At 56.2% G+C, this 15,567-nt stretch carries 16 protein-coding genes; 1 reads left to right on the plus strand and 15 read right to left on the minus strand.

The features are described from left to right. Positions 1-370, plus strand: a 370-nt coding sequence (locus KQI26_RS01275; protein ID WP_253292604.1) for an IS3 family transposase, incomplete at its 5' end; no start/stop codon positions are given. 73 nt (positions 371-443) lie between these two features. Here the strand turns inward: KQI26_RS01275 and KQI26_RS01280 are convergent. From KQI26_RS01280 to murF, 15 genes are all read right to left on the minus strand, one after another. Next, positions 444-2,099: a CvpA family protein gene (locus KQI26_RS01280; RefSeq protein WP_216502838.1), complete on the minus strand. Its 1,656-nt coding sequence runs from the start codon at positions 2,097-2,099 to the stop codon at positions 444-446. 27 nt (positions 2,100-2,126) lie between these two features. Further along, entirely contained in the window at positions 2,127-2,993 is an 867-nt protein-coding gene (locus KQI26_RS01285; protein ID WP_216502839.1) for a ParB/RepB/Spo0J family partition protein, read from the minus strand. A 28-nt stretch (positions 2,994-3,021) separates the two neighbouring features. After that, positions 3,022-3,777, minus strand: a complete 756-nt coding sequence (locus KQI26_RS01290) for a ParA family protein (protein WP_118747700.1) — start codon at positions 3,775-3,777, stop codon at positions 3,022-3,024. Positions 3,778-4,011: 234 nt separating this feature from the next. After that, the gene (locus KQI26_RS01295; protein WP_253292605.1) at positions 4,012-4,848 is read right to left on the minus strand and encodes a ParB/RepB/Spo0J family partition protein; all 837 of its coding nucleotides are present in this window, start codon (positions 4,846-4,848) and stop codon (positions 4,012-4,014) included. A 157-nt stretch (positions 4,849-5,005) separates the two neighbouring features. Continuing rightward, the gene (gene rsmG, locus KQI26_RS01300; RefSeq protein WP_216502841.1) at positions 5,006-5,722 is read right to left on the minus strand and encodes a 16S rRNA (guanine(527)-N(7))-methyltransferase RsmG; all 717 of its coding nucleotides are present in this window, start codon (positions 5,720-5,722) and stop codon (positions 5,006-5,008) included. Position 5,723: 1 nt separating this feature from the next. Further along, entirely contained in the window at positions 5,724-7,592 is a 1,869-nt protein-coding gene (gene mnmG / locus KQI26_RS01305; RefSeq protein WP_216502842.1) for a tRNA uridine-5-carboxymethylaminomethyl(34) synthesis enzyme MnmG, read from the minus strand. Between the two features lie 10 nt (positions 7,593-7,602). Then, positions 7,603-8,958, minus strand: coding sequence for a tRNA uridine-5-carboxymethylaminomethyl(34) synthesis GTPase MnmE (gene mnmE / locus KQI26_RS01310; RefSeq protein ID WP_216502843.1), 1,356 nt, complete (start codon positions 8,956-8,958; stop codon positions 7,603-7,605). Positions 8,959-9,032: 74 nt separating this feature from the next. After that, on the minus strand, positions 9,033-9,719 hold the full coding sequence (jag, locus tag KQI26_RS01315; protein ID WP_118747665.1) for an RNA-binding cell elongation regulator Jag/EloR: 687 nt from the start codon (positions 9,717-9,719) through the stop codon (positions 9,033-9,035). Between the two features lie 21 nt (positions 9,720-9,740). Next, positions 9,741-10,700: a YidC/Oxa1 family membrane protein insertase gene (yidC, locus tag KQI26_RS01320; RefSeq protein ID WP_216502844.1), complete on the minus strand. Its 960-nt coding sequence runs from the start codon at positions 10,698-10,700 to the stop codon at positions 9,741-9,743. Between the two features lie 110 nt (positions 10,701-10,810). Further along, positions 10,811-11,023, minus strand: a complete 213-nt coding sequence (gene yidD, locus KQI26_RS01325) for a membrane protein insertion efficiency factor YidD (protein ID WP_118427988.1) — start codon at positions 11,021-11,023, stop codon at positions 10,811-10,813. 1 nt (position 11,024) lies between these two features. After that, complete coding sequence (gene rnpA, locus KQI26_RS01330; protein ID WP_118747666.1) at positions 11,025-11,366, minus strand: ribonuclease P protein component; 342 nt, start codon at positions 11,364-11,366, stop codon at positions 11,025-11,027. 52 nt (positions 11,367-11,418) lie between these two features. Further along, the gene (rpmH, locus tag KQI26_RS01335; RefSeq protein ID WP_118427986.1) at positions 11,419-11,553 is read right to left on the minus strand and encodes a 50S ribosomal protein L34; all 135 of its coding nucleotides are present in this window, start codon (positions 11,551-11,553) and stop codon (positions 11,419-11,421) included. A 328-nt stretch (positions 11,554-11,881) separates the two neighbouring features. Further along, entirely contained in the window at positions 11,882-12,583 is a 702-nt protein-coding gene (locus KQI26_RS01340; protein ID WP_216502845.1) for a GNAT family N-acetyltransferase, read from the minus strand. Between the two features lie 54 nt (positions 12,584-12,637). After that, positions 12,638-13,834 carry a D-alanine--D-alanine ligase family protein gene (locus KQI26_RS01345; protein WP_118747668.1) on the minus strand — a complete coding sequence of 399 codons (1,197 nt, stop codon included), beginning with the start codon at positions 13,832-13,834 and terminating at the stop codon, positions 12,638-12,640. Positions 13,835-13,976: 142 nt separating this feature from the next. After that, positions 13,977-15,533, minus strand: coding sequence for a UDP-N-acetylmuramoyl-tripeptide--D-alanyl-D-alanine ligase (murF, locus tag KQI26_RS01350; protein WP_216502846.1), 1,557 nt, complete (start codon positions 15,531-15,533; stop codon positions 13,977-13,979). Between the last annotated feature and the right edge of the window lie 34 nt (positions 15,534-15,567).

Here is a 15,567-nt window from a genome sequence, read left to right on the forward strand (position 1 = left end):
TCCTGTGCTCAGCATGGTGACGACCATGCTGAACGAGGCATTTGCAAAAATTCCGGACGGAACAAACCTCATTCTCCATTCTGATCAGGGCTGGCAGTACCAACATAAACAGTATCAACGGATGCTCCGAGAGAAAGGCATCCGGCAGAGCATGAGCCGTAAGGGGAACTGTCTGGACAATGCTGTGATAGAAAATTTCTTTGGGCTGCTCAAAAGTGAGCTGCTATATCTGCAAGAATTTCAGTCCATGGAACACTTCAAACTGGAACTCGTTGAATATCTGGATTACTACAACAACCGCAGGATCAAGGCAAAGCTAAAGGGCTTGCCGCCTGCAAGTCACAGACAGCAAGCCCTTTCGGCTGCTTGAACAATTTTTACTTCAAAATATTGTCTAACTTTTTGGGGTCACTTCACTGGCCGCCTGTTTGGTCTGTTCTTTTTTAGGATGCAGGGTTCCGGGTCACATCCAATGCCTTGGCCACCCCGTCCACCGCTTGGCTGTCGTAGGTGATGGTGATGCTGTCGCCGGTGTTGAGCACCGGGAGCGAGGTGTTTTGTTCCACAGACATGGCAAAATACTGGGGATAGCCGATGATCTTGAAATAATACCAAGTGTACCCGCCCACCACAGCGGAACGGATTTCTTCAATGGAACCACTGGCCTGCTGTGTTTCCTGTGGCACATAGCTGCTGTCGGCCTGCATGGTCTGGGTGTACTTCTTCTCACATTCCGCCACGGTGCCCCCCACCGCTACCCGCTGGTAGTTTGCCACATTGACCATGGCGTACATCTTCACCAAACCGGAGCTGTCCTTGAGAGACATAAAGTAAGTGGGTTGGTTGTTGATGTTGAGCAAAATGGGGAAAGTTGCCGTATACCCCAGATCCTCCACCGCTCCCTGGGCCGAGGACTGGGCCGACTGTTCGGTGGCGCCGGAAACCGGATAGAACTTAGCTTCCTTGGTCCGCTGGTTGCACAGCAAAAAGCCGATGTTGGACTGATCGCTGCTCACCGAAGTGACGCCGGTATAGACGAACACATCGTCATTCATGGCGATGTAGTTGTAATCCTCGGTGGTGCGGGTGACGCCTCTCTGACCGATATAGGCATTGAAGAAACCGTCATTGAAGGCGCCGTAATAATCGTACTGCTCCACCAGCAGATCGGCGGGGCAAATATGATCGGCCCAGGAGGGCACCTCGGCCAGATCATAATAGGTATGGCCGCCGGTGACGGCATTGACAAACACAGCCCCCACCACATCGGTGCCGCCCAGCATACCGATCTTGTTCTTCAATCGGGGTGCCACAAAGTAGGGTGTGCCGTCGTCGTCCACTTCCAGGCTGGGCTTGCCCAGCAGCATGGTGGGATAGCGGAAGCGCATATACCGCTCAATGTTCCGGCCAAAATATTCCGAAGGAGAATACTTCATCCCCTGCTCCAGCCGAACCAGCTGGGTTTCCTGGGTCACCATATCGATCATGATATAGCCGGGCAGACCCTCTTTCCGGTTGGTCAGCCATTTGAAAAAGCTGGCGTATTCCAACTGAGTCACCCGCATGGGCCGGTTCTGGTAATTGATCTGGATATAGTCGTCGGATACTTCAAACTGAGAAACCAGGGACTTTTGCTCCTCGTTGTTGGTGGCGGCCAGCTCACCCATTTTCCGGTCTCCCAACCGCTGGGCGCTTTCGGTATCCAGCATGGGGATCTGGTCATAGGTGATCTGGGGAATGTCTTGGGTAAAGTTCCCCTCCTCCACCCGAAGCAAACTGCTGTACCGGGATGCGTTGAAAATCTTCAGAGAGAGCACGCTAAACAGCACCAGCAGCACGGCCAGCAAGGCGGCGATGAGCAACGGGAAAAAGGAATAGAGTTTCTTCTTGCGCCCCTGCATCCCCTTTTCCTCCACATAGGAGGAGACGATGGGGATACGGGCCAGAAACCACACGCCCATCAGCAGGATGGCAAAGAAATAAAATTCCCTGGATTGCAGGGAAATCGGGGGTAAAAAGGCATAAAAAACCACAAATCCCACCACCAGAGCGATGAGCAAGGCCAAGCCTTCTCCCCGAAGGTACTTGCTTTTTTTCATGGATGAAAACCCTCCCGGCCCACGGACCTACTGCTTTTTCATGGAATAGATCACCTGGGTCAGGCTTTCCAGATCCTCATTGCCATAGTATTCGATGGTGATCCGACCTTTGTCCTTCCCCTGACTGATGCTGATTTTGCGGCCAGTGACCTGGGCCAGCCGGTGTTCCAGCTCATCAATATAGATCTGTCCTTCATCCAGGATGGGTTCCTCTTCTTCCCCCTGATCCAGCTGCTCCAGCCGCTTCACCAGCTTTTCGGTCTGGCGCACCGAAAGGCCATAGGTGAGCACTGTTTCCGCTGCCTTGATCAGGGTTTCTTCTTTGGAAAGGCCCAGAAGCGTACGGGCATGGCCCTGGGACAACTCCCCGGTGCGCACCAGCTCCCGTACCGGCTCCGGCAAACCCAAAAGGCGCAGCGCATTGGCCACCGCCGGGCGGCTCTTTCCCACCTTCCGGGCCACTTCTTCCTGTGTCATGTGGAACCGGTCCATCAGTTCCCGGTATCCTTCTGCTTCTTCCAAGGGATTCAGATCTTCCCGCTGAAGATTTTCGATCATGGCCATTTCAAAGGCCAATTTGTCATCGGCCTCCACCACCATCACCGGCACCTTATCCAAGCCGGCCAGGCGGCAAGCCCGCCAGCGCCGCTCTCCGGCCACAACCTGATAGCCGGTATCGGTTTTACGTACGGTAATGGGACTGATCAGTCCGTTTTCCCGGATGCTTTCGGCCAACTGTGCCAATGCTTCCTCGGCAAAATCCCGCCGGGGCTGGGCGGGGTTGGGTTCGATCTGCCGCAATTCCACCTGGGAGACCGTTCCCTGTGTTTCGGTGAGCTCTTCTCCAAAAAGCGAGCCCAGGCCCTTTCCCAAGCCTTTGTGTCCTGCTGTCATAGGGTGTTCCTCCTCTCCCCTTCTGCGACTACTGATTCCGGCGGAGGAATTCCTCCGCGATGGCCTGATAGGCCTCAGCCCCCCGAGAGGTGCGCTCATAGGCCAGAATAGGCATCCCGTGGCTGGGTGCTTCCGACAGCCGCACATTCCGGGGCACCACGGTGCGATATACTTTCTCCCCAAAGAAATGTTTGATTTCCTCGGCCACCTGAATGGTCAGATTGGTGCGGCCATCGTACATGGTGAGCACGATCCCTTCGATATCGATCTGAGGATTGAGGGATCTCTTGACAGTACGGATGGAATTGACCAGCTGACTCAGCCCTTCCAAAGCATAGTACTCACACTGCATGGGCACCAGCACTTGCTGGCAGGCCACCAGGGAATTGACGGTGAGCACCCCCAGAGAAGGTGGGCAATCGATAAAGATAAAATCATATTGAGGCGCCAGTTCATCCAGCGCCTCTTTCAGCCGGTGTTCCCGTCCTTCCACCGAGGCCAGCTCCACCTCAGCCGCCGCCAGATTGATGTGGGCCGGCAGCACATCACACCATTTGGTGCGTAAAATGGCATCTTTCGCCTGTACTTCCCCGGTGATCACATCGTAAACGCTCCGACGCACCCGTTCAGTGAGCCCAAAACCCGAAGTGGCATTGGCTTGTGGGTCAAAATCACACAGCAGGACTTTCTTCCCCAGGCTGCTCACGCAGGCCGCCAGATTCACTGCGGTGGTGGTCTTTCCCACACCGCCTTTTTGATTTGCTACTGCCAGTATTTTGCCCATTTTCTCCTCCAACGCTCTGTTTTTCTTCTTTTTCCCCCAGAAAGGGGCATTTTCAAAATTTTTTCGTCTTTTTCTATTATAATGCCTAAACCCAAAAGCCGCAAGAGCGCAAAGGCCCACAGAACGATTTTTCTCCCTTTTCTTCTCCTGTTCCCCGCTGTTTCATGTGAAACATAAAAAAATGTTCCATGTGAAAATGTTTCACATGGAACAAAAACAGAGAGGATCAAAAGGTTATGGAGAAACGCTGCCCGTCCCGGTGGGGGCGGCAGCGGGGATACGGATGGTAACCACCATTTCCTCCCCTTCATACCGGCGCTGCATGGCGGCCCCTACACCGGCCTGACCCAGGGTCTCCACTGCCCGGCTCAGGGTGTTGATGAAGAGGCGCACATCGCCCAGCATTTTGGGGCGGGAACGAAGGCCTTTCTGCCCCGTTTGGCGCAAGGATTCCACATACCGCTCCAGCTGTGCCACCGTCCATTCATGGCGGACGGCGGCCCGGGCCGCCTGCAGCTGCTGCTCCCCATTTTCCAGCCGAAGAAGAGCCCGGGCATGACGCTCGCTGAACTGGTATTGCCGGAGAAGAGCGATGACCTCCGGCGGCAGGCGGAGCAGACGCAGCTTGTTGGCAATGGCCGACTGGGTTTTTCCCAGCTTGTCCGCCGCCTGCTGCTGTGTCAGCCCATGGACATGGATCAGCCGGGCGATGCCCTGGGCTTCTTCGTAAAAATCCAAGTCCTGTCGCTGAAGGTTTTCCGCCAAAGCCAACACCGAGGAATCCTGATCGCTGGAGGGTAATACATAGCAGGGCACGGTATGTAATCCGGCCCCCCGGCTGGCCCGCAGCCGCCGTTCCCCGGCAATGAGTTCATAGCCCTCCCCTGTCTCCCGCACGGTGAGAGGGTTGATGAGCCCATATTGTCGGATGCTGGCCGTCAGCTCTTCCAAAGCCTTCTCATCAAAAAACTTCCGGGGCTGGTTGGGATTGATGTGGATATCCTCCACCTGCAAAAACCGCAGGGGTTGATTTTCCCGGCTTGTCCGCCGAAGAGAGAACCGTTCCAGCATGTCCATCACCTCCATGGTGACATTTTATCAGCATCTCTTTGCAAAAAGTGTCACATGAAGAGAGAAAAAAACAGAATCTTTTGTCGGCACCTCCCCCCTCCCCCAGCGGCGAGCGCCCAAGGCAAAGAGAGGAACGGCTGTCCCGCCACGCCCTCCCTTACAGAGGGGCGCTTTCGATCTTGGCATAACGCCGGGGATAGGCCGGCGGGGTGTTTTTCACTTTTTCGATCACCACTACCTGATGATGCACATCGGTGCCGGGCAGCTGGTAACTCCGCTGCTCCTTCAGCCGTCCTCCCAGAGTGCGGATGGCTTTTTGTGCCCCCTGGATCTCCTGTTCAGCCCCTTCGTTCTGGCTCTTCATGGCCAGGAACAATCCGCCGGGACGGACAAAGGGCAAACACAACTCACAAAGGATATTCATAGGCGCCACCGCCCGGGAGACAGCAATATCGAACTTCTCCCGCAGCTGCTTCTGCCAGGCCGCTTCTTCCGCCCGCCCGGCCATGGTCTCAGCCGGAAGCCCCATGGCATCGCACACTTCCTGCAAAAAATCCACCCGCTTTTTCCGGCTGTCCAGCAGCAGGAACCGGGCGCTGGGCCGGGCGATCTGCAAAGGAATACCAGGGAACCCTCCCCCGCTTCCGATATCAATGACCCACTTTCCTTCAAAATCTCCGCAGGAAAGCTGGAACAGGCAGTCCAGCATATGGCGCACAGCCACCTGATCCGGCTCGGTAATGGCTGTCAGGTTCATCACCTGGTTTTTCTCCAGCAACAGCCGGGTGTATTCCTCCAGCCCTTCCAAAGCCCCTTCGTGCAAGGGAATGTTCCATGTGAAACATCCCTGGGCGATCACATCGGTAAAGCTCATCTCATTTCCCCCTTTGCCCCAGTAAAATCATCAGCGCCGCGATATCCGAAGGGCTGACCCCCGAAATCCGGGAGGCCTGGCCCAGACTCCGGGGCCGAAGAGCGTCCAGCTTCTGCCGGGCCTCCAGCCGCAAAGTGGACATGGACAGATAGTCCAGATCCTCCGGCAAGCGCTTTTCCTCCAGCTTTTTGTGTTCTTCCACCTGGCGCAGTTCTCTTTGGATATACCCCTGGTACTTGGTCTGGATCTCCACCTGCTCCCGCACTTTTTCCGAAAGAGGCGGACGGCCCGAGTCCAAAGGAGCCAGGCAGTCATAGCTGATCTCGGGACGCCGCAGCAGATCGCTGAGCAGAATCCCCTGCCCCACCGGCGCACTGCCCCGCTCTTCCAGCACCCGGGCCAGGGCCGGACCGGAAACCGCGGTCTTTTGAAGCCGGCGGATCTCTTCTGCCACCTGGTCATAGTCCCGCTGCATCTTGTCCAGCCGCTGCTGGGACACCAGACCGATGGCATGGCCCAGGGGCATCAGACGGGCGTCCGCATTGTCCTGACGAAGCAGCAGCCGGTATTCCGAACGGGAAGTCATCATGCGATAAGGCTCGTTGGTGCCCTTGGTGACGATATCATCGATCAGAGTGCCGATGTAGCCGTCGGACCGGGCCAGCACCACCTCTTCCCTTCCCTCCAGGAATCGGGCGGCATTGACACCGGCAATAAGACCCTGGCCTGCCGCTTCCTCATAACCGGAAGTGCCGCAGATCTGTCCGGCGGCATACAGTCCGGGCACACCCCGCACCCCTAGACCGGAGGTAAGCTGGGTGGGGTCCAGGCAGTCATATTCAATGGCATAGCCCGGCCGCATGATCTCCACTTTCTCCAGCCCAGGCACAGTACGCAGGAAAGCCAGCTGTACATCCTCCGGAAGAGAGGTGGAAAGCCCCTGCAAATACATCTCACCAGAATTTTTTCCACAAGGCTCGATAAAGACCTGGTGTCTTTCTTTTGTGGAAAATCGGACGATTTTGTCCTCAATAGACGGACAGTATCGAGGGCCTACTCCCTGGATCTCTCCCCCATACAAAGGAGACCGATCCAACGATTTTCGGATGATCTCATGGGTATGGCTGTTGGTGTAAGTCAGATAGCACAAGCTGTCGTTATCGAGCTGCCTCTGAAAGTCAAAGGAAAAGGGACGGGGCGGCTCATCTCCCCGCTGCACCTCCAAAGCGGAAAAGTCGATAGAACGAGCATCCACCCGGGCCGGGGTACCGGTTTTGAACCGGCGGGTGTGCAAGCCAAGTTTTTCCAGTGACTCGGTGAGGTGGGTAGCAGCGGCCAGACCATCCGGGCCGGAGAAGATATTCTGCTCTCCAATAAAAATACGGCTGTTGAGGAAAGTGCCGGTACACACCACCAGCGCCCGTGTCTCATAAAGGGCGCCGCCCACGCACAGGACGCCGGAGACTTTTCCTTCCTGGGTGAGGATCTCCGCCGCCTCTCCCTGGCGAATGGACAGATTCTCACAGTGCTCCAACACTTCCTTCATATACTGCTTGTAAGCGGCCCGATCGGCCTGGGCCCGGGGAGAATGGACAGCCGGACCTTTTCCCCGGTTGAGCATGCGGAACTGAATGCCGCAGGCATCGGCCGCACGGCCCATCTCTCCGCCCAGGGCGTCGATCTCCCGCACCAGCTGGCCCTTGGCGGTGCCGCCGATGGAAGGGTTGCAGGGCATATTGCCCACGCTGTCCAGATTGGTGGTGATCATCAGGGTACGATGGCCCAGCCGGGCCGCGGCCAGCGCCGCCTCGATGCCAGCATGGCCTCCTCCGATAACCACCACTTCATATGTTCCTGCCAGATAAGACATGACTGTTCTCCTATTTTCCTACACAGAACCGGGAGAAAATGCCGTGGACGATATCCTCGCTCACTGCATCTCCCAGCACTTCATCCAAAAGCCGCACGGCCTCTTCCCCATCGGCCAGAAAGGCATCGGCGGTAAAACCCATGGCGGCGCTTTGCGCAGCCATACGGCAGCTTTCCGCGGCCTTGCCCAGCAAGGCCGCCTGCCGGGCGCTGGTCACCAGGGTCTCTCCTTCCCCCTGGGTCAGCCCCGCCAGCCACTGACAAAGCTCCGATACGCCTTCCCCGGTTTTGGCCGACAGGCGGAATACCTTGGGGAAAGCCTGTTCCACCTCCGGGAAATCCAAAGCCCCCTTGTCCCATTTGTTCAAGATAGCGGCCCGCTCCAATCCCTGGGCGGTTTCCATCACCTGACGGTCCTCTTCCGTCAAGAGAGACGAACCGTCAAAGACACAAAGCACCAACCGGCTTTCCCGGGCGCTCTCTCGGGCCTTGTCGATGCCCATCTTTTCCGCCTGGCTGGAGGTCTCCCGCAATCCGGCTGTATCGGACAGCCTCAGCACCGTATCTCCGCAGCGCACCGATTCGGTGACCACATCCCGTGTGGTGCCTGCCTCGTCGGTGACAATGGCCCGCTCATATCCAGCCAGGCTGTTGAGCAAAGAGGATTTTCCCACATTGGGCCGGCCCAGGATGGTCACCGGCAGTCCTTCCTTCAGCACTCTTCCCCGCTGGAAGCCCTGGTAGAGCTTGTCCAGCTCTGCGGTGCACTCCTCCAGCACCTTCCGGGCCTCTTCGTTGACAAAGGGGTCCAGATCTTCATCGGGATAATCGCACACGGCATAAAAATGGGTCAACTGCTGAAAGATCTTTTCCCGCATCTGACGGATGGGCCGGGAGATCCCCCCTTGCAGCAAAGAGACTGCATTCTTGGCAGCGGCGGCCGACTGGGACTCGATGAGATCGGCCACAGCCTCCACTCCGGTGAGATCCAGCTTTCCTGCCAAAAAGGCCCGCTTGGTGAATTCCCCTGCCTGGGCCGGACGGGCGCCCAGTTCCATGGCCCGCTCCAGAATGCAGGCCACCACCGCCTGGGAGCCATGGCAGAAGATCTCCAGCAGATCCTCCCCAGTGTAACTGGACGGCCCGGGATAGCAGCAAGCCAGGCACAGGTCCAGGGCCCGGCCGTCCCCGGCCCGCACCTGTCCATAGCGCATGGTGTAAAAAGGCCCCTGGCTCATCTTTCCCCCTTTGGTGGGGAAAAACAGGTCATCGGCCAAAGCAAAGGCCTGAGGTCCGCTGATGCGGCAGATACCGATGGCCCCTGGCAATGTACCGCCGGAATAGGCGGCGATGGTATCTTCCATCATGGTGCTTTCTCCTTTCCGATGCAGAAAAAAGGGGGCGGGGGCGTTAAAGCCCCGCGCCCCTCTGGGTCACTTGGTTATTGGTCCTGACGGCCCCGTCCGCCTTTATTGGGACGGCCGCCGCCCCGGTTTTCCCGGGCGCCTTCCGGCACCACGATCACCTTTCGATTGGGCTCCACGCCCACCGAATGGGTGCTCACTCCTTCATAATCCTGAAGGGCCGAATGGATGATCCGCCGCTCCTGGGGATTCATCGGCTCCAGCGCCATGCTGCGCTTATAACGCAGGGCTTTCTGGGCAGTGTTCACTGCAAGCCGCTCCAGGGTAGCCTGCCGCTTGGCCCGATAGTTTTCGGTATCCAGCACCAGGTGCCACCGCTTTTCCTCGTTTTTATTGGCAACGATGTTGGTGAGATACTGGATGGCGTCCAGAGTGTCTCCTCTCCGGCCGATGACAGAACCCATGTTCTGGCCCACCAGGTTGAGGCGGATGCTCTCTTCCTCGGGGCACACCGAGCATTCCACCTGGGCTTCCACGCCAAAGCGGGTGAGAAGCCCTTCCAAAAAGTCGATGGCGGTATCAGCGGGAGAAGTCTCATAGCTCACCCGCACCACAGCAGGCTGGGCGCCGATGCCGAAAAAGCCGTTTTTGCCCTTTTCCAGCACTTCTACCGTCACATCGTCCCGTTCTTTCCCCAGCTGCGCAAGGGCATTGGCCACCGCCGCTTCGATGGATTCGCCCTTTGCTTCTACACTTTTTACCATTTCAAACACCCTCCGTGCACTTTAAACTTGCTCGTCGTCCTGGGAGGAGTCCTTTGTTTCCTTGGTCTTTCCGGACTGCTTGCCCTTTTCCTTGCCCGATTTGGCCTGCTGGCTCTGTTCCATCCGCCGCTGGGCCATTTGTTCCTGGCGGAGCTTCTTTTTCTCTTCCTGCTCGGCGATCATCTGAGCTTCCTTCTCCCGGCCCTTCTTGATAAAGTACGGGGTGAGGATCAGCTCCTGGATCACGGAAAAGATGTTGCGGGAGATCCAGTAGACCCCCAGACCAGCGGGAAGGATAAAGCCGAAATAGATGGACATAGCCGGCATCATCACATTCATCATTGCGGCGGAGGCATTGGCCGAAGCATCCGGCACCACCCCCTGACGCTTCTGCATCAGGCGCATGACATAGCTTTGCAAAAAGGCGGTAGCGCCCGACAAAATGGGCACAACCCACAAAATGTTGAATTCCTTGAAAGACGGGGTCAACGCCAGATTGATGCCCAGGAAATTAAAATCCACCTTCATCAGCCCATCAAAATGCTGGCTGAGCAGGTTGAAATTATCGAAATACTGGGCCACCACCTGGGCCTGCATCTGAATGGTGCTCTGACCTTCGATGTTCAGAAGCTCGGCCATCTTGGCGATTTCTTCGGTGCTCAGGCCCATGAAGTACCGCAGAGGCTGGGCCACCACATAATAAAGACCCATCATGATGGGCAGCGTCAGCAGCATGGGCAGACAGCCGGACAGGGGGCTGACCCCTTCCTCATCATAGAGCTTCTGCACTTCCTGAGCGTATTTTTCCCGGTTGTTGGCGTACTTTTTTTGCAGTTCCAGCATCTTGGGCTGGATGCGCTGCACATCCATCATACCCTTTTTCTGTTTCCAGTTAAAGGGGAGCAGGATGATCTGGGTCAAAAGAGTGAAGAGGATAATGGAAAGGCCATAGCTGCCCACCCCTTCATAGATAAAGCGCATAACGTATCCGAAAGGGACCGCTATAAAATCAAGCATAGATCTTCTCCTTCTGCCAAATTGCAGAATCCTGTCAAAGGCCCATCCCCGGCAGAGGGACGGACACTCTTTTGTTACGGCACCGGATCATATCCGCCCCTGCAAAACGGGTTGCAGCGCAATATGCGCCACAGAGCCAGGGCGCCGCCCTTCAAAAGGCCGTATTTCTCAATCGCCTCCAAGGCGTATTGAGAGCAGGTGGGAATAAAGCGGCAGGTCGGGGCCCGTTTCAGCCCGGACAGCCGCCTTCTGTAAAACCGTATGAGCGCAAGTACCAGATTTTTCATTTCACTTTTTCAAAAGGCCCAGCTTGGAAAACAGCTCCATCATATCCCGCTGCAAAGCAGCAAAGGAACATTTCATGCACCGGGACCTGGCCACGATGACAATATCATAGCCCGGGGCAAACTGGCTCTCCTGAAGGCGATAGGCCTCCCGTAGGCGGCGGCGCATCCGATTGCGCTGCACCGCGCCCCCCAGCTTGACGCTGCAGGTGATCCCCATGCGGCTGATGGTTTTGAGCCGGTTCTTTCTGGCATAGACCACCAGACTGGGGGCCGCCGCCGATTTCCCCCTGGCATAGAGGGCCCGGAACCGGTTATTTTCACAAAGGGACTGGGTATGCTGCATAATGAAAAGCCTCGGTATTAAAATTTAAGACCGCATGGCGCGGTCTTAGTTTTTAGTGAGAAAGCCGTACTCTGCCCTTGGCCCGTCTTCTGGCCAGAACCTTTCTGCCGTTTCTGGTCTTCATTCTCTTCATAAAGCCATGTTCCTTGCTGCGCTGGCGCTTCTTCGGCTGGTATGTTCTCAGCATTTGGCTCACCTCCCCAATGATTTTAGGTAAGACACCGGCATAAGCCTGATGTTCTCAGACGCATGCCGCTGCCTACGACAACTGCGCACTTTGTATTATAATGTGCCGGGAGCCTTTCTGTCAACCTCAAAAAGCCATCCTTTGCCTAATATTCTGGCTTTTTGGAAAGAAATTATCCCCTTGTTTTGTATTTTTTGTTATATTTACACTTAATATAACTTTTTGTATTTTTCCACCGGTTTTCCCAACAGGTTGTGGATAAACCTGTGGAATCTGTGCATAACTTGGGGACAACCTGTGACTATCTTGTGGAAAGGGCTGTTTCCCATCAGGGAAACAGCCAATGGACCACCCGGGGAGACAGCTCCAGTCCCAGCCGGTTCTGCAAAGAAAGGGAGGCTTTGTTGTCTGGCCGGATCTGGCAATAAGGGATTCTTCCTCTCTCCAGCAGCCAGCCGATCACATGGCGCTCCAAGGCATATCCAATGCCCTGACGGCGGAAATCGGGCATCACTTCCAGAATACCATAAGTGCCCTCTTCGTGGCAGCCGATGAATCCAGCCAGCTTTTCTTCTTTGAAAGCGCCGAAGATTTCTCCCCGAGCCAGGGTGTGGGCCAGCATGGCCCGTTCGCTGTCGGCGTAGTAATGCGGGGACACCTGATCCAGCCAGGAAGGGTCTAAAGTGCGGATCACCGGCTCCTCTCCCCTTTGAGGCGGCGGGGCAGAATGGGAATAGACACCGTGGTAAAAATCCATCCGGTTCAGACCCAGGCGGCTCACCGCTTGGGGAACATATTCTTCCTGATGGCATACCAGCGTCCGGCCAGGGCGGCACAGCGCCACCGCTTCCTCCAAAAAGGAGGGGTCCTTTGCCGTGAGATGGTATTGGTTGCAGCCGGTGTTATACAGCAGCACACCCCGCTCATCCCACTTTTCCACCTGGGCAAAACCCCGGCGAATGCAGTCAATCATATCGATATGGCACAGCCGGTCCTGTTCCAGTGCTTCTTCCAGCTTGTTCAGATCCATATTATCCCCACTTCCTCTGGAAAGGGCGGCCGAGCCGCCCTTTCCTTTGTGATTTTACCGTTTGCTTCCCATTTTACCGCCTTTAGAACCGCCCAAGGCGTTGTTGGACAAAATATTGGTGTCAAAAGTCACCGTCAATGCATCCTTTTCCCGCTTCCGCTTGATGGCCAGCCAGATCATTTTGTCCAACAGCTCATCAAAGGCAATACCGCTTTCCTGCCATAGATAGAAGGCCAGGGAGCCGGGAATGGTGTTGATCTCATTGATAAAGACCTCACCGGTCTCATTGTTCATCATAAAGTCGATGCGGGCCACGCCGTTGCCGTTGATGGCCCGGAAGGCCTCGGCGGCCAGATGCTGGATCTTCTCGGTCACATCCTCCGGCAGATCGGCAGGTATCTTCCGGCTCAGGCTCTCCATTCCCTTGGAAGAACCCTTGGAACCGCTTTCGTATTTATCCCCAAAGGTGAGGATGTCGGTGGCATTGAGCGGCTCTTCGCACACCGAGCTCTGGCACTCGTCCAGATCGCCCAGCACCGAGCAGTTGATCTCCCGCAGGTTGGCAACGCAGGTCTCCACGATCACCCGATCGGCATATTCCATGGCGGTCTCCACCGCCTCCTCCAGCTGCTGCCGGTCTCTGGCCTTGCTGATGCCGATGCTGCTGCCCAGATTCACCGGTTTGACTACCACCGGGTAACCGCCGCAGACGGCCTCCACCCGCTGGACCTCTGCCTCGATATCGTGGAACCACTTTTTCTTGTGGGTCAGAATCCCCTCCACCACCGGCAGACCGGCGCTTTTGAACAGGGATTTCATGGCCCATTTGTCCATACCCACCGCCGAAGCACACACATCGCACCCGGCATAGGGAATGTTCAGGTACTCAAAGAAGCCCTGCAAGGCGCCGTCTTCCACATTGGTGCCGTGGGTCACGGGCAGGATCACATCCATCTCTCCCACAGTGCTGTTTCCCAGCTTCTTGGGAGGATAGCACTGAAGGGTGGCGGTGTTTTCTCCGCCCACCAGCACCACCCGGGTGGCCTGCTTCAAAGCCGCCGGGATGTCCTTATAGGTGTCGATCTGGCCCATATGAGGACCGGTATAGAATTTGTTGTCCTTTGTGATATAAATGGGCACCGCTTCGTATTTCTCCTGATCCAAAGCGGCAATGGCCTGCATGGCCGAGATCACCGAGACCTCGTGCTCCACGCTTTTGCCGCCAAAAAAGACGCCCACGCGAATCTTCATACCTAATCCTCTCCGTTTCCATCGCAGACAAATAGTTCACTATTTGTTTTAAAAACAATTATTATCGCAAACAGTTTTCATTTTTTCTGATTACTGCCCTAGAGATCATACCACAAATCTCTCCGGAAAAAAAGGGCACGGCTTAATAGTTGTCCGGCAGGTCGTTTTCCAACAGCACAAACCGGGGCTCGCCGGGCTGACCGCAGCTTTGAGCAAAGGCCAGAGCCTGCTGCAAGGTATCGGCCACCAGCATCTTTTCCTCGGGGAACTCGGCTGCCAACAGACCCTGACGGATGGGCTCGGCCTGACGGGGATTGACCAGGGCCACATAATCGCAGCAAGCCGCCGCCTGTTTGCCAAACTGGAAGTTGAGGTCAAACTCCCGCTCTCCCAGCTCCACCATGCCGGGGGTCACCAGAATCCGCAGTCCCTGGCACATAGAAAGAGTGCGCAGCGCAGCCTGGGCTCCCTTGGGGTTGGAGTTATAGGCATCGTCGATGACGGTATAGTTGCTTCCGCCCCGGATCAACTGCATCCGATGGGGCACCGGTTCCAGACGGCGCACGGCCGGCTGGAGTTCCTCCAGGGAAATGCCCAGCTTATGACATACGGCGATGGCGGCGGTGATATTCTGCACATTGTGCTCACCCAGCAGCCGGGTCTTATAGCGGAAACTCTCTCCGTCGGGAGCGGAGACGGTAAACTCGGTACCACTCGGGGTGACGGTGATATCGCTGGCTTTGTAGTCCCTCTCCCCTTCCAGGCCGTAGCGGATCACATTGCTTCCCACTTTCCGGGTGGCGATATATTCGTTGTCCTCATTCAAAAAGCACAGTCCATCGGCTGGAATGGCATCATACAGCTCAAACTTGGTGTCGATGATGGTGTCCACCGTGCCGAAGCTTTCCAGATGCTGCTCCCCGATGGCCGTGATGATACCATAGCGGGGATGAACCAAGTCGCAGATCTCCTTGATATCCCCCTTGTGCCGGGCGCCCATCTCACAGAGAAAGATCTGATGGGTGGGCGAAAGCATCTCCCGCACGGTGCGCACCACGCCCAGGGTGGTGTTATAATTGCCCGGGGTCATGAGCACATGGTACTTGGTGGAAAGAAGGGTGTTGAGAAAATACTTGGTGCTGGTTTTGCCAAAGCTTCCGGTGACGCCTATCACGGTGAGATCGGGCATGCTCTGAAGCTTTTTCCGGGCATCCTCCACATAATAGCGGGCCACCATTTTTTCCACAGGGGTGTTGATGAAGTTGGCCAACAGCACCACCAGAGGTGTACACAACAGCACCACTCCGAAAATGGCCATGCCATAGGGCAGGAGCAGGCCGGGAATCAGGGCCAGCACATAGAGCACCGCCGAAGTTCCCAGCAGCCGCTTGACCCGGGCGGTATACACCAGCGGCTTTTTGGCCTTCTTTGGTCGGTTGAGCACGCAGTATCCTAAGAGCATCACCCCATAATAAGCGCCCCGATCGGCTCTCCCCTGGTTCAGAATCCAGGGAAGCAGCAAAAGCAGGCTTTCCAGCCGGCGCAAGCTGAAAATGCTTTTGGTATTTTTCTGCAAATAATGCCGGTACTGGCCGAACTGATAGGAGCACAGCTGGAGCATATGGACGAAATACACCGCCCCCGCTCCGGCTGCGGCCAAGGCCAACACCGCCATGAAAATGGTTTCCAAAATAGTCATACACTCTCTCCGAATCTTATGCTGAAATCATGGT

The organism is Intestinimonas sp. MSJ-38 (assembly GCF_018917925.1).
GTDB lineage: Bacteria > Bacillota > Clostridia > Oscillospirales > Butyricicoccaceae > Pseudobutyricicoccus.

Bases quoted from the DNA above. Each gene is read 5' to 3' on its own strand.
- rsmG (WP_216502841.1), bottom strand. From the start codon at position 5,722: ATGAGCTTTACCGATGTGATCGCCCAGGGATGTTTCACATGGAACATT.
- rnpA (WP_118747666.1), bottom strand. From the start codon at position 11,366: ATGCAGCATACCCAGTCCCTTTGTGAAAATAACCGGTTCCGGGCCCTC.
- yidC (WP_216502844.1), bottom strand. From the start codon at position 10,700: ATGCGCTTTATCTATGAAGGGGTGGGCAGCTATGGCCTTTCCATTATC.
- KQI26_RS01280 (WP_216502838.1), bottom strand. From the start codon at position 2,099: ATGAAAAAAAGCAAGTACCTTCGGGGAGAAGGCTTGGCCTTGCTCATC.
- KQI26_RS01290 (WP_118747700.1), bottom strand. From the start codon at position 3,777: ATGGGCAAAATACTGGCAGTAGCAAATCAAAAAGGCGGTGTGGGAAAG.
- rpmH (WP_118427986.1), bottom strand. From the start codon at position 11,553: ATGCTGAGAACATACCAGCCGAAGAAGCGCCAGCGCAGCAAGGAACAT.
- KQI26_RS01285 (WP_216502839.1), bottom strand. From the start codon at position 2,993: ATGACAGCAGGACACAAAGGCTTGGGAAAGGGCCTGGGCTCGCTTTTT.
- KQI26_RS01295 (WP_253292605.1), bottom strand. From the start codon at position 4,848: ATGCTGGAACGGTTCTCTCTTCGGCGGACAAGCCGGGAAAATCAACCC.
- mnmG (WP_216502842.1), bottom strand. From the start codon at position 7,592: ATGTCTTATCTGGCAGGAACATATGAAGTGGTGGTTATCGGAGGAGGC.
- KQI26_RS01345 (WP_118747668.1), bottom strand. From the start codon at position 13,834: ATGAAGATTCGCGTGGGCGTCTTTTTTGGCGGCAAAAGCGTGGAGCAC.
- jag (WP_118747665.1), bottom strand. From the start codon at position 9,719: ATGGTAAAAAGTGTAGAAGCAAAGGGCGAATCCATCGAAGCGGCGGTG.
- yidD (WP_118427988.1), bottom strand. From the start codon at position 11,023: ATGAAAAATCTGGTACTTGCGCTCATACGGTTTTACAGAAGGCGGCTG.
- mnmE (WP_216502843.1), bottom strand. From the start codon at position 8,958: ATGATGGAAGATACCATCGCCGCCTATTCCGGCGGTACATTGCCAGGG.
- murF (WP_216502846.1), bottom strand. From the start codon at position 15,533: ATGACTATTTTGGAAACCATTTTCATGGCGGTGTTGGCCTTGGCCGCA.
- KQI26_RS01340 (WP_216502845.1), bottom strand. From the start codon at position 12,583: ATGGATCTGAACAAGCTGGAAGAAGCACTGGAACAGGACCGGCTGTGC.